The sequence below is a fragment of the Marinobacter arenosus genome (assembly GCF_019264345.1).
Lineage (GTDB): Bacteria > Pseudomonadota > Gammaproteobacteria > Pseudomonadales > Oleiphilaceae > Marinobacter > Marinobacter arenosus.
This window is the reverse complement of record NZ_JAHVAO010000004.1, coordinates 151,671-173,654: the sequence shown is the minus strand read 5'-3', so window position 1 is coordinate 173,654 and position 21,984 is coordinate 151,671. Positions and strand designations below refer to the sequence as shown.

At 57.3% G+C, this 21,984-nt stretch carries 20 protein-coding genes; 3 read left to right on the top strand and 17 right to left on the bottom strand.

Annotated features, from left to right (window positions below; all coding sequences use genetic code 11):
* Positions 1-5: 5 nt before the first annotated feature.
* The 12 genes from KXD86_RS18135 to murJ form a co-directional block, all read right to left on the bottom strand.
* Positions 6-473, bottom strand: coding sequence for a type IV pilin protein (locus KXD86_RS18135; protein ID WP_218637546.1), 468 nt, complete (start codon positions 471-473; stop codon positions 6-8).
* Positions 474-483: 10 nt separating this feature from the next.
* Entirely contained in the window at positions 484-4,803 is a 4,320-nt protein-coding gene (locus tag KXD86_RS18130; protein WP_218637545.1) for a pilus assembly protein, read from the bottom strand.
* A gap of 15 nt (positions 4,804-4,818) precedes the next feature.
* The gene (locus tag KXD86_RS18125) at positions 4,819-5,358 is read right to left on the bottom strand and encodes a pilus assembly PilX family protein (protein ID WP_218637544.1); all 540 of its coding nucleotides are present in this window, start codon (positions 5,356-5,358) and stop codon (positions 4,819-4,821) included.
* Positions 5,359-5,360: 2 nt separating this feature from the next.
* Positions 5,361-6,422: a PilW family protein gene (locus tag KXD86_RS18120; protein WP_218637543.1), complete on the bottom strand. Its 1,062-nt coding sequence runs from the start codon at positions 6,420-6,422 to the stop codon at positions 5,361-5,363.
* Positions 6,419-6,880 (bottom strand): type IV pilus modification protein PilV, encoded by a 462-nt coding sequence (gene pilV / locus KXD86_RS18115; protein WP_218637542.1) that lies wholly within the window; start codon positions 6,878-6,880, stop codon positions 6,419-6,421. Before pilV ends, KXD86_RS18120 begins: the two co-directional genes overlap by 4 nt.
* A gap of 9 nt (positions 6,881-6,889) precedes the next feature.
* On the bottom strand, positions 6,890-7,402 hold the full coding sequence (locus KXD86_RS18110) for a GspH/FimT family pseudopilin (protein ID WP_218637541.1): 513 nt from the start codon (positions 7,400-7,402) through the stop codon (positions 6,890-6,892).
* Positions 7,403-7,548: 146 nt separating this feature from the next.
* A complete protein-coding gene (ispH, locus tag KXD86_RS18105; RefSeq protein ID WP_218637540.1) occupies positions 7,549-8,502 on the bottom strand; it encodes a 4-hydroxy-3-methylbut-2-enyl diphosphate reductase in 954 nt (317 codons plus the stop codon).
* A gap of 39 nt (positions 8,503-8,541) precedes the next feature.
* Positions 8,542-8,994 (bottom strand): FKBP-type peptidyl-prolyl cis-trans isomerase, encoded by a 453-nt coding sequence (gene fkpB, locus KXD86_RS18100; RefSeq protein WP_218637539.1) that lies wholly within the window; start codon positions 8,992-8,994, stop codon positions 8,542-8,544.
* A complete protein-coding gene (gene lspA, locus KXD86_RS18095) occupies positions 8,994-9,524 on the bottom strand; it encodes a signal peptidase II (RefSeq protein WP_218637538.1) in 531 nt (176 codons plus the stop codon). Before lspA ends, fkpB begins: the two co-directional genes overlap by 1 nt.
* Positions 9,524-12,343 carry an isoleucine--tRNA ligase gene (ileS, locus tag KXD86_RS18090; RefSeq protein ID WP_218637537.1) on the bottom strand — a complete coding sequence of 940 codons (2,820 nt, stop codon included), beginning with the start codon at positions 12,341-12,343 and terminating at the stop codon, positions 9,524-9,526. Before ileS ends, lspA begins: the two co-directional genes overlap by 1 nt.
* A gap of 71 nt (positions 12,344-12,414) precedes the next feature.
* Positions 12,415-13,386, bottom strand: a complete 972-nt coding sequence (gene ribF / locus KXD86_RS18085; protein ID WP_218637536.1) for a bifunctional riboflavin kinase/FAD synthetase — start codon at positions 13,384-13,386, stop codon at positions 12,415-12,417.
* A gap of 113 nt (positions 13,387-13,499) precedes the next feature.
* On the bottom strand, positions 13,500-15,080 hold the full coding sequence (gene murJ, locus KXD86_RS18080) for a murein biosynthesis integral membrane protein MurJ (RefSeq protein WP_218637535.1): 1,581 nt from the start codon (positions 15,078-15,080) through the stop codon (positions 13,500-13,502).
* A 258-nt stretch (positions 15,081-15,338) separates the two neighbouring features.
* Here murJ and rpsT point away from each other — a divergent pair, with 258 nt between their 5' ends.
* Positions 15,339-15,608: a 30S ribosomal protein S20 gene (gene rpsT / locus KXD86_RS18075; RefSeq protein WP_218637534.1), complete on the top strand. Its 270-nt coding sequence runs from the start codon at positions 15,339-15,341 to the stop codon at positions 15,606-15,608.
* 66 nt (positions 15,609-15,674) lie between these two features.
* Here the strand turns inward: rpsT and proB are convergent, their stop codons facing one another.
* The 4 genes from proB to rplU form a co-directional block, all read right to left on the bottom strand.
* The gene (proB, locus tag KXD86_RS18070; protein WP_218637533.1) at positions 15,675-16,799 is read right to left on the bottom strand and encodes a glutamate 5-kinase; all 1,125 of its coding nucleotides are present in this window, start codon (positions 16,797-16,799) and stop codon (positions 15,675-15,677) included.
* A gap of 21 nt (positions 16,800-16,820) precedes the next feature.
* On the bottom strand, positions 16,821-18,017 hold the full coding sequence (cgtA, locus tag KXD86_RS18065; RefSeq protein ID WP_218637532.1) for an Obg family GTPase CgtA: 1,197 nt from the start codon (positions 18,015-18,017) through the stop codon (positions 16,821-16,823).
* Between the two features lie 143 nt (positions 18,018-18,160).
* Complete coding sequence (gene rpmA, locus KXD86_RS18060; RefSeq protein WP_218637531.1) at positions 18,161-18,421, bottom strand: 50S ribosomal protein L27; 261 nt, start codon at positions 18,419-18,421, stop codon at positions 18,161-18,163.
* A gap of 36 nt (positions 18,422-18,457) precedes the next feature.
* On the bottom strand, positions 18,458-18,769 hold the full coding sequence (gene rplU, locus KXD86_RS18055; RefSeq protein WP_008170744.1) for a 50S ribosomal protein L21: 312 nt from the start codon (positions 18,767-18,769) through the stop codon (positions 18,458-18,460).
* A gap of 240 nt (positions 18,770-19,009) precedes the next feature.
* Between rplU and ispB the strand changes: the two genes are divergently transcribed.
* Positions 19,010-19,978, top strand: a complete 969-nt coding sequence (ispB, locus tag KXD86_RS18050; RefSeq protein ID WP_218637530.1) for an octaprenyl diphosphate synthase — start codon at positions 19,010-19,012, stop codon at positions 19,976-19,978.
* On the opposite strand, the gene KXD86_RS18045 is transcribed toward ispB, so the two are convergent.
* On the bottom strand, positions 19,971-20,957 hold the full coding sequence (locus KXD86_RS18045; protein ID WP_218637529.1) for a glutathione S-transferase family protein: 987 nt from the start codon (positions 20,955-20,957) through the stop codon (positions 19,971-19,973). The genes ispB and KXD86_RS18045 overlap by 8 nt on opposite strands.
* 98 nt (positions 20,958-21,055) lie before the next feature.
* Here KXD86_RS18045 and KXD86_RS18040 point away from each other — a divergent pair, with 98 nt between their 5' ends.
* On the top strand, positions 21,056-21,967 hold the full coding sequence (locus KXD86_RS18040; protein WP_218637528.1) for a LysR substrate-binding domain-containing protein: 912 nt from the start codon (positions 21,056-21,058) through the stop codon (positions 21,965-21,967).
* Positions 21,968-21,984: the final 17 nt, after the last annotated feature.

Genomic DNA, 21,984 nt, shown 5'->3' with positions numbered 1-21,984 from the left:
CAGGCTTACTTCGACCAGGTATCTTCGCCTGCCTCTATCCCACTTGCGTTATTCTGGTCCCATGCACGGGCGCCAGTGGAGGATAATTGCAGGAAGCCGTCTCCGGCCTGTGCCCCTTTTGGTATAGCTCTCAAAATAAAAGAGTTGCTTTGCAAGTCGTAAACCCGAAGATCATAAAACTTGGTACTGCCATCCACAGGAGCTTCGCTTGGGAAGACGCTCGCATTGGGAGCCGTGAGTGTCGCACTGATCGCGCTACCGCTACCCGCCGCCCCGAGATAATCGCCATTCTGGGTATAATACCGCTCCATTGCGCTGGCAAAGGACATGAGAGCCCCCTGCGCGTCGCCTCGCCTCGTGCTTTTTACCTGCTCCAGATAACTGGGATAGGCAATCGCAGCAATGATGCCGATGATCGCCACCACGATCATCAGTTCAATCAACGTAAAACCTTTCGTTTTCTTGTAATGCATCGATTACCCCTTAGAGGTCCATTATCTCACGCCAGCCAAGACGACCAGCCCGGTTTGTGTCTTCGCCATAATTAACCTCTCGCTGATCGGGTTCGCCATTTATATTCTGGAAGTACTGGCTATTGCCCAGAATACCGGTGGCCCCAGTGGAACTATCCGAAATTCTCTGACCTGCGTAGGTCCCGTCATCCGACGTGATGTTTCCGTCATTATTCGCATCGAATACGGCAAAAGGTGGCTCGACCCCATCCATACTGACCGACATAAACCAGCTGCTACCTCCGGATGCACAGGCATCGCTGTTTGGCGTATAGGTTTCGAAGAACAGAACTTCGCCACGGAACTTGGGCGAATTCAGTCCTCGCTCTCCGGCTTCCGGAAGGTTCATGAACCAGCCGTATTCCCGTTCAGTTTCTCCCGCCCAGTCAATGGTGCCACCTGTGATATTTCTTAGATTTCCACTTGTCACAATCACCTGCTGCTGGAGGTCATCTTTGGTTAAAGACGAGTCACCTCGATCCCATACCCCGTACATCGCTTGCGCAGAATTATCAGTCAAGTCGCCGTTTTCAAAGTATTTCCCGGTGCTAAAGTAAATCAGGAAGTCTTCCCCTGAACCACCTTCTGTTTCCGGCGGAGACAGTGTATTTCTCAACACCAGCGGGCGCATGGCGATGGGCTGCGGTGTATCGACTGTGCCATCCCCATCGCTGTCGACAAGCGGTGCCGTGAACAAAGGCACGGGGCCGGCATCAGCCCCGGTTACCGCGAAAGCCGATCCCCATTGCCCAGCGTTAGAACTGCTGACATCGAATGCCCAGAGATTGCCCTCCAAATCTCCACCGTAGATACGATCAACGACACGATCCCCATCGGTATCAATGGCATTGACGGCGCCCAACCCACCAGTGTCTCCTACCTTGATGAACTTGTAGTCAGTGCCAGCGGTCCAAGTGCCATCCAGGCCTCCATCCATATAAAGAATCAGCAAGCCCGTTTCATCATCCGCAGAGTTGGTTCCGTCACCGTTATTAAAACCATTACCCATTACAAGAGCCCACCGGTCGTTGTTCATCATGACGGCCACCGGCTGCTCCAGCTGATAATTCAGCTGCGCCAGATCGCTATCGTCAAACTCCCAGAGCACCAAGTCGCCGGCGTTCGCTTCGGAAAAGTTGGCCGGATTGGTGATATCCAGTGCGAACAAGCCCGCGCCGCCGCCGCGCAGTCCGCCAATCAACACGGTTCTCCACGCCTCAGTGCCACCAGCGGTTGACGGCATGAACACATCCACAGCCTGCGGCGAGAGATCGACGTAGTAACGATGGCGATAAGCCGGATCTGTCAGATAGTGCAGGCCTTCATTCTCCGAAGCGGAGAAGATCGAGCGAGGCACATAGGCCAGCAACTCGTCACCACCACCGTCGGCGGAACTCTCAACGGCCTTGAAGCCATGCAGCATCCCGTCGTTGGCTCCGACGTAAACCATTGCTGTCCGTGCAACATTTGTCGCATTCCCTCTGAATGCAGAGTAACGCAATGCTTCAGTCCCAAAAGGTTCTGCATCTGGCCAGTTCATACGGGGAGGCCCAACAAATAACGGGGTGGAATTAACGATATCCCCGAGCTTGCGATCTCGATTCCGGAACTGCTGGCCTTCCAGAGTGGTGGCACCGCGGAGGTAAGCGACCCGCTCATCACCCAAGTCATCAGCGCTACCACCCGGCCCCATCGATAAGTCCGCCTGCTGGCCAGTGTCGAGGTTGGCCCACTGGAAAGCGACACCATCGTTTCCGTCATTGCTGTAGGTCAGAATAACCCTGTTAGATGGCAACTGATTCTCCAGTTCGTCTGCGGCGCTCCACGATCTCGTTGTCGCAATGGAACCATTGGTCGGATTCAGGGCACGGGCTTCCACGTTGCCACTCCAGGATGTGGAGTTGAACAGTGCACTAAAGATCAGACTGTCGGATTCAAGGGTTGCACTGTTGAAAGTTACGCCGGACGCACTTCCAAGAGAGGAAATAATGTTACGTATCGACCCTGACAATGCGCTTTGCAATTGGGCGGGGGATTGAGCGTTATATATTTCACCTTTGCCGTTGACTGCGGCGTGATACAGGTCATCGATCTGGGTCAGATCAGACGTCGCACTTACATCCGGCCAAGTCGGAGGGCTGTCATAAGCCCCTCGCACATTGCTATAGCCATTCCCCAGAACCGTACCCTTGGCACCTAACCCGACCGTGTAAGTGTTCACGTGCAAATTAGTGTTGCAATCAAGGTAAGCAGGGGGGTTATCCTCGCTACAGGCGGCCGGTACCGCAACCTGGCCAGCAGGAGTTAAGTCTGCCCGGGGATTTGTTGTCGCCATTTGGTAGGCAATATCAGCCAAGGTGTTGGAGTAACTGTCCTGATAAGGACTGCCAGCCGAGCCATCAGCGTTTCCGATATCAGCATCGGAGAAACCGGTATCGGTAGCGTAGCCATCCGTAAAAAGGAGGGTGAAGTTCTTCTGGCATTCCTTGGTGATCGGCGCCCCTTCACCTGTGCGTTCGTACTGTGTTCGCGCATGATTCAAAGCTGACCGTAACGCTGTACCGCCACTATTAACATGGTCATAAACGTCGCTGAGAAAAGCTTCTTTCGAACTGACCGTGTTGAGGTCATACATGGTGACCTGGCGCTGATCATTGATCCAGAAGATACCGGTTTGCACGCCTCCAATTCCCTGGAATGCACTAGCCAGCCCGCCGCGCATCGCCTGATGGCGCCTGCGGTAGTATGTGAACCAATTGGAGAAGTTCTGCAACTCATTCTCGTAGGTTCTACCAGAGGCATACGTGCTCACAGAACTGCGGATCTCGACCCGCTTCAGGCATCGGCCGTCCGGTGTCAGCGCGTAGTCCTCATCGCTGTCACCCGGGAAGTCGAAAGCCCCCGGCGCCCGACGGAAAAAATCATAATAATACCCCGCAGTCATCCCGGAGCAGTTAAGGGTGACCCGTTGCGGGGGTGACTGAAGGGACATAGCTCCCGATGGGACACTCCCGCTGACTTTTGAAATCAGTATTTGATCGACAGGAACCAATCGCTCTCGAGCGCGAATGCGTATCGTGTACGAAGTATCGGCATTCAGGGTTGCCGTACCAACTGAGTCCCAACTCCAGTCGTTGGAAAGTTTCAGATCCTGCCACCATTTTACCCAGTATTCACCAGACGCATCCTCGGAAAACGAGTTGTTGGTCGATGTAAGCGTCAATGCATTCGATGGGACTGACGCGGACGGCCCAAACCCTTCAAGGTTGACCCACAGCGAATCGGAATCCGAATCTTTGGAAATCTTTCGAATCCAAACTTGGTAGTCTCCAGCAACCGGAACCGTAAATGAGATGCTGGCTTGACCATATTGCGATGCGGGTGAATCGTTCTGAGCTCCCGTGTTCGACGCGATGTAATCGTCTCCCGAGGCTGAATTCGTCCATACCCCCCGTGCCACCGTGCTGCTCTGACTTGCCGATTCGTACCCATTCAGAAGCGTTGCATCTTCTGATTCCAACAAGGTCGAGTTATCCGTATGGAAGGACTCTCCACCAACCAGATCAGGAGAGAACTGTACTTCAGATGTGTCATCAAGAACCCAGTAGGTTGCAGGCCAGTAGCTGTAATTCTTTTGGCCATTTGCATCAACGTCACAATTGTCAGTGTCTGTTCCAGTGGTTCCCTGAGCGTCACAGACCATGGCTTCACTGGCTATATCAAAACCCCAGTTGTCTCGGTCATCTGTGTTAGCCTTGTCCGCAACGAGGTTGAGATAAGTATCAGGGTCTGTAGCGTCGTACTCGTTCGGATCATACGGAGCTTGCGTGCCGTTGTACTCTGGGTATTGAATAGTACCGAAGGACGGCCAAGTATTATAAGTCACGGATGGATCGTAGTAAGCTTTGTTATAAATTGGGCTGCGCGCAAAGGCGTATGCCCTCAGTGGCGGAATTGCATGCCGACTCCCGATGGCCGCACCGTTCGCGTAGTCAGCAGACCGTCCATTGGGGAAAAGATACGCATATTTGGGCAAATCAGGCCCGGGTACGAACCCGCCATTGTAGTTAACAAACGACCCATTTTCGTTAAGCCATAGAGCCCCGTCATTGGTCGGAAGTAGCACCTCAAAGTCCATACTTCCAGAATCGTCCATGCCCAGCATAATGTTATGCTTGACCGCCTGACTAAGAAACAGCGGCTGGGAAGCGGGTGTCACTGGCGCATTGTATCCCACGGTTGGCAGCACCAGCAGTAGTGAACCGATGAGGGTATTAAGCTTTAAACGCATGCTCTGTTCCTTCTGTTACTTCGCGGTGCCGTAATATGATTCAACAATCCGGCGGGTCTCCCCGCTTCGGCCAGAGCTCCACCCCACAATCCTGAATCCCAGGGGCTTTGATCCACCAGTAAAGTCGTCGTAGTTGGTAATCTGAAGATCACCCGGTGCCTCTGCTGAAGTCGTGATACCAATGTACTCCACGAAATAGCGTGGGTTCTCTGCAAGGGTTCCCGGGAAACCAGTCGCAGCGACCGATTTGGTATCAGAGCTGGACCAAGTCGTATCGGCCATTGGGTCAGGGGCATTGGCACGGGTATACAGACCGCCACTGGTTCCAAAATTACCCAATGTCACTGTATTTTGCTCCAGATATTCCTCTGCCTCGCGAACGGCGTATTCGGCCGCCTCAAGGGCCGTTTGCCCATCTCGCACTGCCGATGTCATTTTTTCCTGCAACTGCGCGCCCTGCATGCCCGAAATGGCCAGAAGGGTGAGCACCAGCAGAATTAACAGACTCGTAAGGAGAACTGCCCCCTTCTGACGACGAACCAGTGGTGACTGCACGACTATCCTCCAACCCTGTTTCGAATCGCTGCGGTAAAGGTGTAGACCCGGCGTAAGCGACCATCCCCCCCATAGGTGCTGCCACCCAAGGAGATATTGGGTTGATCTGGCGCCACATTATTTGCTTCGGAGCGGCTCAGAAGGCTGACCCGCATGGCCACAACATCCGCCATAGTGACATCAGTGGCTTTGCCCCACAGATCCGCAGTTCCATCTCCGTCGCTATCATCCCCATAAAGAACCTGCATATTTTCAATGCCTTCAATCAATTCGATATCAGAGGTCTGGCCAGCGTTAGTCCCCGACATTAAGCCCGTTCGCAAAAACAGAGCGGGCTCGCCACTGGCTCCTTGCCCTACATAATATTGCTCAAAATACGGGATATAGATTGCGGCGCCAGCATCGTAGACCTGCGACAGACAGTGAGCGTTACCGGTACCGTTGCCGTTAGTACAGTTGCCCGGGTTGTAATTGCCAGGGGAATTGCTGCCGGTGTTGTGGACAACATTTCCGTTGGCATTGACATTCGTAGCCTGAAATATATCGCCGCCTTGACAATCTGTGATGAAAACAATGTCGCCATCATCGAGCGAGGTCGAATCATTAACATGAAGAACCGCCGAGGGCTGAACCATTACCTGGTCAATTTTGATATCAGCCGCTCCACCAACGCCACGTACGATAAAGCTGTCCGTACCTGCCAGAGCTGGTGGTTCTCCTGTTCCGGGGGTCCCACTATGATTATCAGTACCTTCCAGGCCTTCTCCGAACCCCAGAGTCGCTGTGTTATACCCGGGCCCATTCGGATCCAAATTGTTTACCGCATTACCCAGCCCACCAGAGCACCCCCAATAATCAGCATTTCGAACCGCCCTTGCGAGTAACTCTGCCGACATCCGCCCACTTTCCAGCACCCGAGCACTGGCCGCAGTCAGTGAAAAACTTTTCTGATTGCTGACAAATATCTGCACCAGACCTGCGGTAAGAATCAGACCAAGTGTGAGGGCAATCATGATTTCTATAAGTGAAAGCCCCTGCTGCTTTTGTTTTATAAACAAACTCATTGCAAGACCCTGGCATCAAGTTGATAGGTTTGGGCAACCGAATCGTCACCGAGATCACGTTCAGACCAGTTTATGGTGATCGTTGCCACACCGTTGGCGAGCACGACACTGGCTCCAGTAAAGCCCGGGATGGAGCCGTTAAGGTTTGAAAACCATTGGCTGGCATCCAGCACTGCAATTTGCGCAGAGTTGCAGGGTGAGCACGTTGGGACGGTCTCCGGAGCGCTAGTAAAACTGCTGTATGCTCCTGCCTCCGCACCCGGTAAATTGGCCCGAACTCGCTCAACCATGTCGTAGGCGAGGATGCTGACCTGGGAACGAACATGAGAGTTAGTTGTCTGCTTCATGGCGAGTGTCTGAACACCCGCAACGCCCAGCAAACCGATCGCCAAGATGATGAGGGCAACCAGCACCTCTATCATGGTAAAGCCAGTTTCACGGCGCGATAGTCTGATCACAACCAACTCCTATCCACAGGTAACTGTTTCATGGCGAACCCGCCCAGAGGTATGAATCCGGATAATCCGACCGGTCTCCCCCGTACGATCATCACAAACTTGGAAGCTATATTCCGCACCGGCTGCCGGCGAAGGATCGACAAAGCCATTTGCGCGAAAGCGAAAGTTCGTGACGCCATCGGTGCCATTGATAGTTACGGAATCAGGAACTTGGTTAAAAATACGAATTTCTTCTCCCGGTTGGTAATCAGCAGCGCCCGAGTCCACCCAAACCCTCCAGCCACCGCCCCACTCATCACCATTGCCAGCCGAAGCCAACGCGGTGACATCCACAGCACGGCCGCGCTTGACGGATTCCGCTCGCGCATAGTTCAGGACACCAATCAGATTATTCGTCACTGAGGTAATACGGTTATTGGCAAGTACTTGGGCGAATGAAGGAACTGCCAATCCAGCTATTATTCCAATCAGTGCAAGCGTAATTAGCAGCTCTAAGAGTGTAAAACCTTTATTGGATCGCACAGATAAAACCCACTTCTATTATGACGTATCGAAACATTAACGAACGCCAACAAGCCATTCCAGCAATGGGCGACAAGCGGATTTATACGAGGGATAAGCGGTTAGGGAAAAGAAAAAGATGTGATGCCGTTCAAAGGCTGTCGAGTTCAGGAAACCTCGACAGCATCTATTCGCAACTCTTTCGGCATGGAAAACACAATGTTCTCCTCGCGCCCGGCAATCTCCTCCGGAACGCTGCCGCCAAGTTCCTGGAGGCGCGCAATCACCTCATTTACCAGCACTTCCGGCGCGGAGGCTCCGGCCGTGACACCGACCGACATTTTGCCTTCCAGCCAAACCGGATCAATCTGCGCGGCTTCGTCGATCAGATAGGCGGGGGTTCCCATCCGCTCTGCCAACTCCCGCAAGCGGTTGGAGTTGGAACTGTTGGGCGAGCCGACGACCAGCATCAGGTCGCAATCACCGGCAAGCTGCTTCACGGCATCCTGGCGATTCTGGGTGGCGTAGCAGATGTCGTCCTTACGGGGCCCTTCAATCTGGGGAAATTTTTCCCGCAGGGAGTCAATGACCCGGGCGGTGTCATCCATGGAGAGGGTGGTTTGGGTAACGTAGGAAAGACGGCTGGCGTCTTTGACGTCCAGCTTGGCAACATCCGCTTCGTCTTCGACCAGATAGATGTCACCACCATTGCTGTGATCGTACTGCCCCATGGTGCCTTCCACTTCGGGATGGCCATGGTGGCCGATCAGGATGCACTCCCGGCCGTCACGGCTGTAACGCATGACCTCCATATGCACTTTGGTCACCAGCGGACAGGTGGCATCGAACACCTTCAGGCCGCGGCGTGACGCCTCGTTCTGCACGGCCTGGGACACGCCGTGGGCGCTGAAGATGACCAGCTTGTCGTCCGGCACCTCGTCGAGCTCGTCCACGAAGATGGCACCGCGATTGCGCAGGTTGTCGACCACGAATTTGTTGTGAACCACCTCGTGCCGCACGTAAATCGGCGCGCCAAACACATCCAGGGCGCGGTTGACGATTTCAATGGCCCGGTCCACGCCGGCGCAAAAGCCGCGAGGATTGGCGAGTCGGATCTGCATGGTAACTTCCCGCTGGTATTGAATAGTCTGGGTGTCGTGTCAGTGTGTCGGCCTGGCGGGCTCAACATCAATGATTTCCACCTCAAAGGTCAGTGTACGCCCCGCAAGGGGGTGATTGAAATCCACCTCTACTTCGTCGCCCTCCACCCGGCTGACGACGCCCGGAAGCTCGCTCTGGCGCGCATCGGCAAAGGAGATCATCACGCCCGGCTCGAGCACCATGTCGGCACTGAATTCGTGGCGCTTGAAGGTCTGGACATTGTTCGGGTTGTGCTGGCCAAAGGCCTTCTCGGGCGGCACTTCGTAGCTGTTACGCTCGCCGGCTTTCATGCCCATCAAATAGGCCTCGAAGTTCTCCGGGAGATTGTCGTCGCCAATTTCCAGGGTGGCCGGCTCCTTCTCAAACGTGGAATCGATCACTTCGCCATCGGGAAACTTCAGCGCAAAGTGCAACTTGACGCGGGTACCCTTATCTACAGGCAATTCTTTCATCAGCGTGGGTCACTCCTTTCGGCATCCCCGTCCGAGTCGTCGGGTTTGCGGAACATATCAAGAATCATCATGCCGGCACCGATGGTAATGGCCGTATCCGCCAGATTGAAGGCCGGGAAATGCCAGTCCTGCCAGTAGAAATGCAGGAAATCGACCACGTATCCATGCACCACACGGTCGTAGACATTACCAAGGGCGCCGCCAAGAATGAGTACGATGGCAACCGCGGTCCAGGTTTCATGGCGTTGCAGCTTTCGCAACCAGACAACCAGCACCGTACTGACCACCAGCGCCAGGGCGACAAAGAACCAGCGCTGCCAGCCGTCGGCCTGCGCCAAAAAGCTGAAGGCCGCCCCGGTGTTGTGCAGCAGGGTCAGGTTGAACATGGGAATGACGGGCACCGGATCGCCGTAGGTCAGCGTGGCGGTGGCCAGCGCCTTGGTGCCAAGATCCAGCACGATCACCAGCACCGCCAGCCACAGCCATTTCAACTTGGACCCGTTCGCCGTGTCAGTCATGGTCGCGTCCATCAGGCGAACGAGCGGGCTTCGCCGGGCCCTTCCACGTTGGTCACACAGCGGGCACACAGGTCTGCATACTTCTCGTTGCGACCAACGTCTTCCCGATGATGCCAGCAACGCTCACACTTGGCGTGGGCTGCCGGGGTTACCGCAACGCGCAAGCCTTCGTGGCCGGTCAGTTCAGCATCGCCGGCTTCTGACGGCGACTTCACCGTGGCCTCCGACGTGATCAGTACGAACCGGAGTTCTTCGCCCAAATGCTTGAGGTTCGCCGCCAGATCACCCTCGCAGAAAAGCGTGACTTCCGCGCTTAATGAACCTTTGATCTCCCCTCGAGCTCGGGCTTCTTCCAGGCACTTGTTGACGGCTTCCTTGACGCCGTAGATCTCACGCCAGTAGTCCCGGCCCAGTTCGGCCGTTTCCGGCAGCGCGGCCAAGCCGTCGTACCAGGTCTCGTAAAAGACGGTATCGCCACGCTCGCCCGGCAGATGCTGCCAGATTTCGTCAGCGGTAAAGCTGAGAATCGGAGCGATCCAGCGCACCAGGGCCTCGGCAACGTGATACAGAGCGGTCTGACACGAACGCCGCGGAAGGCTATCGGCAGGCGTGGTGTACTGGCGATCCTTGATGATATCGAGATAGAAACCACCCAGGGTCGCCTCGCAGAAGTTGTACACCTTCTGATAGATGCGCAGGAAGGCGTAGTTCTGGTAATCCTCATGCAGCTCGTTCTGCAGCTGCAGCGCGCGGTCCACCATCCAGCGATCCAGAGCAATCATGTCCTCCGGCGCCACCATGTGCTGCTCGGGATCAAACCCGCTGAGGTTGCTCAGCAGGAAGCGGGAGGTGTTGCGAATCCGACGGTAACCGTCGGCCGTCTGACGCAGAATGTCCTTGGAGACGGTCATTTCACCGCTGTAATCAGTCGCCGCAACCCACAAACGCAGGATGTCAGCACCCAGTTCGTTCATGACTTCCTGGGGTGCGATCACGTTTCCGAGGGACTTGGACATCTTGTGCCCTTTGCCGTCCACGGTGAAGCCGTGCGTCAGGACCTGCTTATACGGTGCCACACCGTTCATGGCGATGGACGTTTTCAGTGACGACTGGAACCAGCCACGGTGCTGATCCGAGCCCTCCAGGTACATGTCCGCCGGGAACTGCCCGAGCTCTTCACGGACGCGGAGCACGGATTCGTGAGTAACGCCGGAATCGAACCAGACATCCAGGGTATCGGTAACCTTTTCGTACCGCTCGGCGTCAGCGCCCAAGAACGCGGCCGGCTCGATGTCGTACCAGGCATCAATGCCGCCCACCTCGATTTCCTGGGCAACTTTTTCGATCAGGTTCTGGGTATCCGGGTGCAGTTCCTGGGTTTCCTTGTGGATAAACAGCGTAATCGGCACGCCCCAGGTCCGCTGGCGCGAGATACACCAGTCCGGGGACTGCTGGAACATGGCCTCAATACGGTTCTGACCCCAGGACGGCACCCAGCGCACGCCCTTGATGGCCTCAAGAGCATCTGCTCGCAGGTTTTCCTTGTCCATGCTGATGAACCACTGCGGGGTAGCCCGGTAGATCAATGGCGTCTTGGTGCGCCAGCAATGGGGATAGCTGTGCCGGAACTTCTCGGAACGTACCAGCTTGCCCTCACGGGTCAGCGCGGCGCAGACGGGTTCGTCGGCCTTGTACACGTGCACACCCGCCAACTCGCCGGCAGCGCTGGTGTAGGTGCCATCAGCCTGGACCAGGTTAAGGGTATCGATGTTGTAGGCCTTGCCCACCTCAAAATCTTCCATACCATGATCGGGTGCGGTATGGACAGCACCGGTGCCAGCGTCGGTGGACACGTGATCGCCCAGGATGACCGGCACCTGCTTGTCGTAGAACGGATGCTGAAGGGCCAGATGCTCGAGGTCGGCTCCGGAACAGGTCGCCAGCACCTCATAGCCCTCAACCTCCCAACGACTCATGATGCCGTCCACCATATCGGCCGACAGGATCAGGCGTTCGGGACCTGCGCCGACATCAGCCTGGACCAGGGCATACTGAAGCTCAGCGTTCAGGGAGACAGCCTGGTTGGCCGGGATGGTCCAGGGCGTGGTGGTCCAGATAACCACGGAAACGTCGCCGTCGCCTTTATCGATCCCGAACAGGGACAACGCCTTTGCCTGATCGACGGCGGTAAAACGCACATCAATCTGGGTCGAGGTTTTGTCCTGGTACTCGACCTCGGCTTCTGCCAGTGCGGACTGACCCACCACACTCCAGTAAACCGGCTTGTACCCGCGCACCAGGTGTCCTTTGGCCACGATCTTTCCGAGCGCGCGAACAATGCCGGCTTCCACTTTCGGATCCATGGTCAGATAAGGCTTGTCCCACTCGCCCATGACCCCGAGGCGAATGAAATCCTGTTTCTGACCGGCAATCTGCTTGGTCGCGTAGTCGCGGCAGGCCTGACGGAACGTCTTGTAGTCGACCTTAACCCCGGCTTTGCCGATTTCCTGCTCTACCTTGTGCTCGATGGGCAGACCGTGGCAGTCCCAACCGGGGACGTAGGGTGCATCGTAGCCCATGAAGCTGCGCGACTTGACGATCATGTCTTTCAGGATTTTGTTGACCGCATGACCAATGTGAATGCTGCCGTTGGCGTACGGAGGGCCATCGTGAAGAACGAATTTTTCCCGCCCCTCGCGCTGCTTGCGCAGGTTGCCGTACACGTCGAGATCCTGCCAGCGCTTGAGCATGTCCGGCTCACGCTTGGCCAGGTTGCCGCGCATCGGAAAGGCGGTTTCCGGCAGATTCAGGGTGTGCTTGTAGTCGCTCATGGTCTGTGTGCGTACTCTTTTGGTCAGTTTGGGTCAGTAGTCATGTATGTGCGGTCCGCAACCGCGGGTTTTCAATGTGCCAGCCGCGTGGATCCATTATTGGCAATCCAGGCCCGGGCATCGCTGAAATCGCGGGCGATCTGTTCTTTCAGGGCATCCACGGAGCCGAATTTGATTTCATTGCGCAGCCCGTGACGGAACACGACGTCGATGTGGCGACCATAAAGTGTGCCAGCAAAGTCGAACAGGTGCACTTCCAGAGCCGGCTGTTTGCCGTCTACCGTCGGTCGCAGGCCAATGTTGGCAACTCCGTCATAGACCGAACCATCGTCCAGCGTGGTGCTGACCACATAGACCCCTTGCAGCGGTGCCATGCGTTTCAGCAGGATATTCGCAGTAGGCGCGCCAATTTCACGCCCGAGTTGGCGCCCATAGACAACACGCCCACGTATCCGGTAAGGGTGGCCCAGCAGTTCTTCAGCCTCGTCGAGTCGATCTGCCTTGAGCCGTTCGCGAATCCGGGTACTGCTTACCCGCTCACCCCCGATGGTCACCGTCCGCGTGTTTTCCACGGTAAACCCGAGCGATTCGCCCGCCTCGCGCAGCAACATGAAATCGCCCGTCCGATCACAGCCAAAACGGAAATCGTCGCCCACCACAAGATGACGCACGCCGAGGCCATTCACCAGAACCGTGTCAATGAACTCCCGACTCGTCAGGCGCCGGAAACGGCCGTTGAAATGCAGGCAAAGCACGTAATCGATGCCTGCAGCCGTCAACGCTTCGAACTTCTGCCTGAACGACATCAGTCGGGGTGGTGCCTCGGCCCCCTGGAAGAATTCCCTGGGCTGGGGTTCGAACACCATGACCACAGAAGGCAGGCCCAGACTGGACGCCTTCTCCTTAACCTGTTCCAGAATCGTCCTGTGGCCAATATGTACCCCATCGAAATTACCGATGGTCGCGACGCAGCCGCTCGCCAGAGGCGACGCCTCGCGACGGGACAGCGTTGTCAGGTTAGTCAGGCCTCGGATCAGACGCATGCAATGCGAACCTTCAGTTGCCAGCTGGCTTTCAGCGCCCCGCCTTGCCCTGTCAAATGTGTCAGGAGGCGTCTTGCCGGGAGAACGCTGGTGAGAAAACGCGCGATTATACCTTACCTCTGGCGGAAATGTCTTACCCTCACGCCCGTCACCGCCAGCGCCAGGAAATAGACGGCCACGCCAGCGCCGACCAGCACCGCCATGTCAGCGGCACGCTGGTATCCGCCAGCGGCCAGCCAAACGGTTACCGGAGCCTTGAGCCAGAGGATGACAAGCGCCAGAGCGAGGTTGGCACCCCCGATCTGCAACAGGAAACGCGGCCAGCCCGGCTGGCTTTGCCACGCCCCTTCCCGACGCAGCCCCCGCCACAGCAGAAAACCGTTCAGCCAGGCCGAAAGCGAGGTTGCCAGCGCCAATCCGGCGTGGGCGAGCGGAAACACCAGGATCAGGTTGAACACCATGTTGGCGACCATGGCAATGACACCGATCTTGACCGGTGTGCGGGTATCCTGGCGGGCAAAGAAACCCGGGGCCAGAACCTTGATCAGCATAAAGGCGAGAAGCCCCGCCGAATAGGCGCGCAGACTCTGCGCCGACATCACCACATCCCGATCGGTCACCTCACCGTAATGGAACAGCGTGGCGATGAGCGGCTCAGCCAGCAAAGCCAGAGCAAGGGCGGCAGGCAGGCCAATCAGAAGAACCGCACGAACCGCCCAGTCCAGAGTGGCCGCGAACTGGTCGGCGGAGTCCGCTGCATGCTTGCGGGAGAGACTGGGCAGAATCACCGTGGCAATGGCGATTCCGAAGACGCCCAGAGGCAATTCCGACAAACGGTCGGAATAGTAAAGCCAGGACACACTGCCCGTTTGAAGAAACGATGCGAGCACCGTATCCAGCAGCAGATTAATCTGACTGACCGAGACCCCGAACAAGGCGGGCGCCATCAGCTTCAGTATTCGACTCACGCCCTCATGACGGTAGTCAACGCGCGGTCGCGGCATGAGCCCCAGACGCATCAGGAACGGCATCTGGAAGAACAACTGCAACGCGCCGGCGATGAATACACCCCAGGCCAAGGCCATCACGGGTTCTTCCATCAATGGCGTCAGGTAGATTGCCGCGCCAATCATCGCCAGGTTCAGCAGCACCGGCGTAAAGGCCGGCACGGCAAACCGGTCATAGCTATTCAGTATGCCGCCGGCAAACGCCGTCAAGGAGATCAGCAGCAGGTAAGGAAAGGTGATGCGCAGCATGTCACTGGTGAGCGCGAACTTCACATCGTCATCCAGGAAACCCGGCGCGAAGATGGCGGTCAGTACGGGGGACCCCAACATGGCAACGAGGGTGACGGCCAACAGAATCAGGCCGAGCGAGCCGGCCACCGCATCGACCAGGCGCTTAACATCAGAAATCGACTGCGCTTCCCGGTAGGAAGACAGCACCGGGACGAAAGCCTGGGAAAACGCCCCCTCAGCAAACAGCCGGCGAAGGAAGTTCGGGATCTTAAACGCAACAAAGAAGGCATCTGCGCCGGCACCCGCGCCGAAATAACGGGCAATCACCATGTCCCGGACCAGGCCCAGCACCCGGGACAGCATCGTCATGGCCCCGACCAGCCCAGAGGAACGCAGCAGGCCCGGCGGCTTCGGCAAGGTTTTTTTCTCGGTGTTGGTTTCGGGTTCCGACGACATGAAGGCTCTGGCCAGGGATTAAACAACGGGTTGGCGCGGCATCTCGGGAAATACTAGCCCAGCCCGGGCACCCGCATCCAGTGAGCGGCGAGTTTATCACAGGCCTTTGGTGCCGGGGCATGAAATAGGTTTTGGTCTTGACATCTGCGGGTTTCAGCGGCATAGTTTCGCGTCATTTATTTCGACGCGCTGGTTTTGGCGCGCCCGCGATGTAACGAATCATTCAGCAACGAATTCAAGATTTTCAGGAGTTTTACGGTGGCAAATTCCCCGCAAGCCAAGAAGCGCGCACGTCAGAACGAGAAGAACCGCAAGCACAACGCCAGCCTGCGTTCCATGGCTCGTACTTACGTGAAGAAAATTCAGTCCAAGATTGAGGCTGGCAACTACGAAGAAGCCCAGGCTGCCTTCCAGCAGGCTCAGCCGATTCTGGACAGCATGGTCAACAAAGGCATCTTCGCCAAGAACAAGGTTGCTCGCAGCAAGAGCCGCCTGAGTGCCAAGATCAAGTCTCTGAAGAGCGCGTAAGCGGACTTTCCTTCAGAACTAAAAAAAACCGGCCAGTTGGCCGGTTTTTTTTTGCTTCTACCCTTCTCAAACGATGACCAGGTTGTCCCGGTGAATCATCTCTTCGCCGGAAACATACCCGAGCACTTCGGCAATCCTGGCGCTGGAACGACCGGCAATGGCCCGGGCTTCGTCCGCGTCGTAGTTCACCAACCCCCGGGCAACCTCCCTGCCCTTTGGATCGACGCAGGACACCATTTCGCCACGACGAAACTGACCCGAGACGCCCTTCACCCCGACCGGCAGCAGACTCCGACCACCGAGACAGACCACTTTCACGGCACCATCATCCAGCATCAGCTTGCCGCGCGTTTGCAGATGGCTGGCCAACCACTGCTTGCGGGCAGCGATTCGCCCCTGCTCAGGGAGCAGAAGCGTACCGATAACATCGCCCTGGCGCAGGCGGGTGATCACGCCTTCGATCCGGCCACCCACAATCACAGTAAAGGCGCCGGATCGGGCGGCCAATCGCGCAGCCCTGAGCTTGGTCAGCATGCCCCCACGCCCGAGCAGACCCGCACCCCCTCCGGCCATGGCATCCAGCTCGTGATCGCCAGCTTTGCGTTCGGTCACCAGGCGGGCATCGGTGTGCTTGCGCGGGTCCTTGTCGAAAAGACCCAGCTGGTCCGTCAGAATGATCAGACCATCGGCCTCGATCAGATTGGCGACCAGCGCCCCGAGGGTATCGTTATCCCCAAACCGGATTTCATCGGTCACAACCGTATCGTTTTCATTGACGATGGGAATCACACCAAAATCCAGCAACGCCCGAAGCGTACTGCGGCCGTTCAGGTACCGCTTCCGATCCGACAGGTCGTCGTGAGTCAGCAGAATCTGCGCGGTGTGCAAACCATGACGCTTGAATTGCGCCTCCCAGGTCTGCACCAGCCCCATCTGCCCGACCGCCGCCGCAGCCTGCAACTCGTGGAGCTGCTGGGGGCGGGTCGTCCAGCCCAGCCGGCTCATGCCTTCGGCGACCGAGCCGGACGACACGATCACCACTTCGACACCACTCTCAATCAGCTCCACAATCTGGTCGACCCAAAGGCCCAGGGAGGCGACATCCAACCCCTTGCCATCATTGGTCAGCAGGGCACTTCCGATTTTGATGACCAGACGACGAGCCTGGCGCAACTGGGTGCGTTCACTCATGATGCGTGCACTTCTCTCGACTTACTCAGGGGCGTAGACCACTTCGACATCGTAATCGTCGTCATCGAAGTCGTCGTCATCATCGTCATCCTGCCGGGCGGCTCTGCGGGCCTGGCGCTCCGACTCGATCCTGGCCCGGGCCTCCTCGTCCATCTGGCGCCTGCGGGCAGCTTCGCGCTCCGCGAATTCCGGGTTCTGCGCCTCTTCCTCGGCCTGCTCCTCAATCCAGCGCATCACCGCCTGAACCAGAGGTTTTGTGCCTTCGCCGCTTAACGCCGAAATGTGGAAAACCGGCCCTTGCCAGCCCAACTCATCAACAATGGCCTGGCAATGAACTTCCCGATCGCCTTCGGAGACCATGTCCACCTTGTTGAGCACCAGCCAGCGCTCCCGATTTGCCAGCGTCTCACTGAACTTCTCGAGCTCATGCTCGATTGCCCGCACCGACTCCACTGGCGAGGAGCCATCGTAGGGCGCCACATCAACCAGGTGCAGCAGCAATCGCGTCCTAACCAGATGCTTCAGGAAGCGGATCCCCAGGCCGGCACCTTCGGCGGCACCCTCGATCAGCCCCGGAATATCGGCAATAACAAAGCTCTGGTGGGCCTGGACACTCACCACACCCAGGTTGGGCACAAGCGTGGTGAACGGGTAATCCGCCACCTTGGGCCGGGCGGCCGACACGGACCGAATAAACGTGGATTTGCCCGCATTGGGCATCCCCAGCAGCCCCACATCGGCCAAGACCTTCAGCTCCAGGCGAAGGTTTCGAAGTTCACCTTCGGAGCCCTTGGTAGTCTGTCGCGGCGCACGGTTGACGGAGGATTTGAATCGGGTGTTGCCCAGACCATGAAAGCCACCCTGGGCGACCTTCAGACGCTGACCGACCCGGGTCAGATCACCCAGCACTTCGTGGGTATCCATGTCGACCACCGTGGTACCAACCGGCACCGGAAGCACCAGATCCTCGCCCTTGGTGCCGGTGCAGTTTCGCCCGGAACCGGGCTCGCCATTCTGGGCCTTGTGCTTACGCTGAAAACGGTAATCGATCAGCGTGTTCAGCGCCTCATCCGCCTCCAGATACACGGAACCGCCATCCCCGCCGTCACCGCCGTCGGGACCGCCCTTGGGGACGTATTTCTCACGCCGGAAACTGAGGCACCCATGCCCGCCCTTCCCGGCTTCAACAATGATGGTGGCTTCGTCTACGAATTTCATGGATAAACCCTTTGCGCTGCGCGCATAAACTAAAAAGCCCCGCAGCCTCTAGGAAGCTTTGCGGGGCTCCGAGCGACGTTGATAACTGACTATATCAGGATATCAATGCCACCCAAGGTTCGACAGAACCGGATCGCCGCTGCTTACGCAGCCGGAACGATGCTCACGAACTTACGGCTCTGCGGGCCTTTGACTTCGAACTTCACCTGACCTTCCGCTTTCGCGAACAGGGTGTGGTCCTTGCCAATGCCAACATTATTACCAGCGTGGAAACGGGTTCCGCGCTGACGAACGATGATGCTGCCTGCAGATACAGTTTCGCCGCCGTAGCGCTTCACACCAAGTCGTTTCGACTCGGAATCGCGACCGTTACGGGTACTACCTGCTGCTTTTTTATGAGCCATTACAAGCCTCCTGATTTAAGGGGTGGTTCGAGAGCCTCAGCCCTTGATACCCGTGATCTTGACTTCAGTGAACCACTGACGGTGGCCCTGACGCTTCATGTGGTGCTTCCGACGGCGGAACTTGATGATCTGAACCTTGTCGTGACGGCCGTGGCTAACCACTTCCGCAGTCACTTTGGCACCATCAACAACCGGCGCGCCAACCTGAACCTTGTCGCCATCGGCGATCAGCAGAACGCGATCAAACTCAACGTTTCCACCGGTTTCAACTTCCAGCTTTTCCAGCTTCAGGGTTTCGCCTTCTTTCACACGGTGCTGCTTACCACCGCTTACAATAACTGCGTACATTAACGTTCTCCGCGATTGACCCATCCCTGCTCTTATCCACCTGGTTCTAAGGGAAGCACTCTGGCGACCCTATAGCAGGGAGCGCAGGTTGGGATGAGTTGGGCGCGTGATTGTACGAAAAGGCGCCTCGCAATACAAGCCAAGTTGACACTGTAGGCGCCAATACCTAGCATTGCCGCGACCTGCCCGATTTATCAAGAACCGTTTCCTCGAAACAGTAGCAAGGGATCCACAAGCCGCATGACAGCCCAGCGCATATACGACACCGTGGCCGAGGACTTCAGCCGCGTTAACGACCTGATCATCCAGCGGCTCGCCTCCGATGTTCCCTTGGTCGAAAAAATCGCCCAATACATCATTGAAAGTGGCGGTAAGCGCTTGAGACCACTACTGGTTCTGCTTTCCAGTCAAGCAGTGGGCTACAACCGCGACGACCATCTGAAACTGGCGGCGGTGATCGAATTCCTGCACACCGCCACCCTGCTCCACGACGATGTCGTCGATACATCGGACATGCGCCGGGGCCGAAGCACAGCCAACGCCCGATGGGGCAATGCCCCGAGCGTGCTGGTAGGTGATTTCCTCTACGCCCGCGCTTTCGAGATGATGGTTGAGCTCGAAAGCCTTCCGATCATGAACGTTTTGTCGCACGCGACCGCGGTCATCGCCGAAGGCGAGGTCATGCAATTGATGAACGTCAAGAATCCCGACCTCACGGAAGACCAGTACATGAAGGTCATTCACAACAAGACCGCCATGCTATTTGAAGCCGCCTCGCACACAGGCGCGCTGCTGGCCGGGGCCGACATCCAACAGGAACAGGCCCTTCGCGACTATGGCAAGCACCTCGGCCTGGCGTTCCAACTGGTGGACGATGTTCTGGATTACCGCGGCGATGCCGAGACCATGGGCAAGAACGTGGGCGACGATCTGGCCGAGGGCAAGGCCACCCTGCCCCTGATTTACGCCATGGCGAACGGCAGTGAACAGGAGCGGCAGCTTATCCGCCAGGCCATTCGCAAAGGCGGACTGGACGACCTTTCCAGCATCCTGGCCGTTGTGGAGAGCTCAGGGGCACTGGAGTACACCATGGCCCGGGCACGGGCGGAAGCTGGGATGGCGGCGAATTGCCTGGCCGGCCTCACAGACTCGGCACACAAGACCGCTCTGGAACTCCTGACGGACGTAGCGGTGGCTCGGGTCAGCTGAGGCGTTCCCGCCCATGGGGCGCCTCGAAATCCAGCGCTGGCCCGACCGGCACAACCTGCGTCGGATTGATCGTGCGCTGGCTGACATAGTAATGGCGCTTGATCTGGCCAATGTCCACGGTTCCCGCTACGCCCGACTCCTGGTAAAGGTCCCTCACGTACCCCGACAGCGACGGGTAATCCGCAATACGCTGGCGGTTGCACTTGAAGTGGCTGAAGTACACCGCATCGAAGCGAATCAAGGTGGTAAACAGACGCCAATCCGCTTCCGTCAACTCGCCACCGACCAGGTAACGACGGGACGACAAGCGCTCTTCCAGCCAATCCAGTGACCGGAACAGTTCCGTGTATGCCGCTTCGTACTTGTCCTGTGCCGTGGCAAACCCCGCCTTGTAAACCCCGTTATTGACCGTGTGGTAAACCCGCTCGTTCACCTCATCAATCTCCGCTTGCAGGGCCTGCGGGTAGAAATCAACCTCGGAGCGAACGCCGTCCAGGTGATCGAAGGCCGCGTTGAACATCCGGATGATGTCGGCGGATTCGTTACTGACTATGGTTTGCCTTTGCTTGTCCCACAAGGCAGGAACCGTTACACGGCCGGAATAGGTCGGCGCCGCCTTGGTGTATAACTGATGCAGGAATCGAAAGTCATGCAGGTGATCCCGGTGGGCATCCTCATCGGGACGAAATTCCCAACCGTTCTCTACCATGTCCGGGTGGACCACCGACACCGAGATGTGGGGCTCCAGCCCCTTGAGCTTGCGGAAAATCAGGGTTCGGTGAGCCCAGGGACATGCCATGGACACATACAGGTGGTAACGCCCGGATTCCGCTTTGAAATTGCCCTCACCGCTGGCCCCGGGCGCGCCGTCTGCGGTCACCCAGTTACGGAACCGGGCGGCCTCGCGCTCAAACTTGCCACCGGTTTTATCGGTGTCATACCACTTGTCGTACCATTCGCCATCAACCAGAAGACCCATGAGAAAACTCCGTCAATACATTTAACGGGAAGAATAACGGGGACCCTGTTACCCTCTCAAACAAGCATTTCTGGCCAACAACCTCAGATATTTCGAACATGCACACAGCCATCACCATAGACGCCCTCAAAGTCCTTGACGCCATTGACCGAAAAGGCAGTTTCGCCGGCGCGGCCAACGAACTCTTTCGGGTCCCCTCCGCCATCAGCTACACCGTTCAAAAGCTGGAAGAGGACCTGAACGTCGCCATTTTTGATCGAAGTGGCCACAGGGCCAGCCTGACACCCGCCGGTCGCTATCTGCTTGAGGAAGGTCGCACACTGCTGGAAGCCGCCGAAAATCTCGCCCACACCACCAAACAGGTCGCCCAGGGCTGGGAAACCCGGCTGCGCATCGGCTTCAATTCCTTGCTCCCGGCGGAATGCCTGTTCCCCGCGGTGCGGGATTTCTACAATCTCGGGGTTCCGGTTGATGTCCAGATCGTTGAGGAAGTCTTCGCCGGCTCCTGGGACGCACTTCAGGACCGGCGGATTGACCTGATTGTCGGTGCCGATCAATTCAGCAAGCCCGCCGGCAACTTCACCACCAAGCCCTTGGGCGAGATGGAATTCGTGTTCGTGGTCGCCGCCGATCACCCGTTGGCGGAAATCAACACGCCACTGACCGAGGACGACATTTCGCAGTTCCCGGCCGCTGTCGCCGCCGACACCTCCAGATCGCTCCCACCCGGCCATGCCGGCATATTCCGGCGGCAACGGACCCTCACCGTCACCAACATCGAGCAGAAGATTTCCGTGCAGGAATCCGGTCTGGGCGTTGGCTGGCTGCCACAGTCTCGGATTCGCGACCAACTGTCCCGCGGAACCCTGGTTAAAAAACAGGTTCACGAACCACGGCAATCCGTTCTGCTGCACCTGGCTCGCCACGCCGATGACCAGGGCAAGGCCCTGATGTGGTTCTGGGAGCGATTGGCGGCCGACAACGCCGTCAAGGACTCGCTAAGCGGCTGAAATTCTTTTGTTTGGAG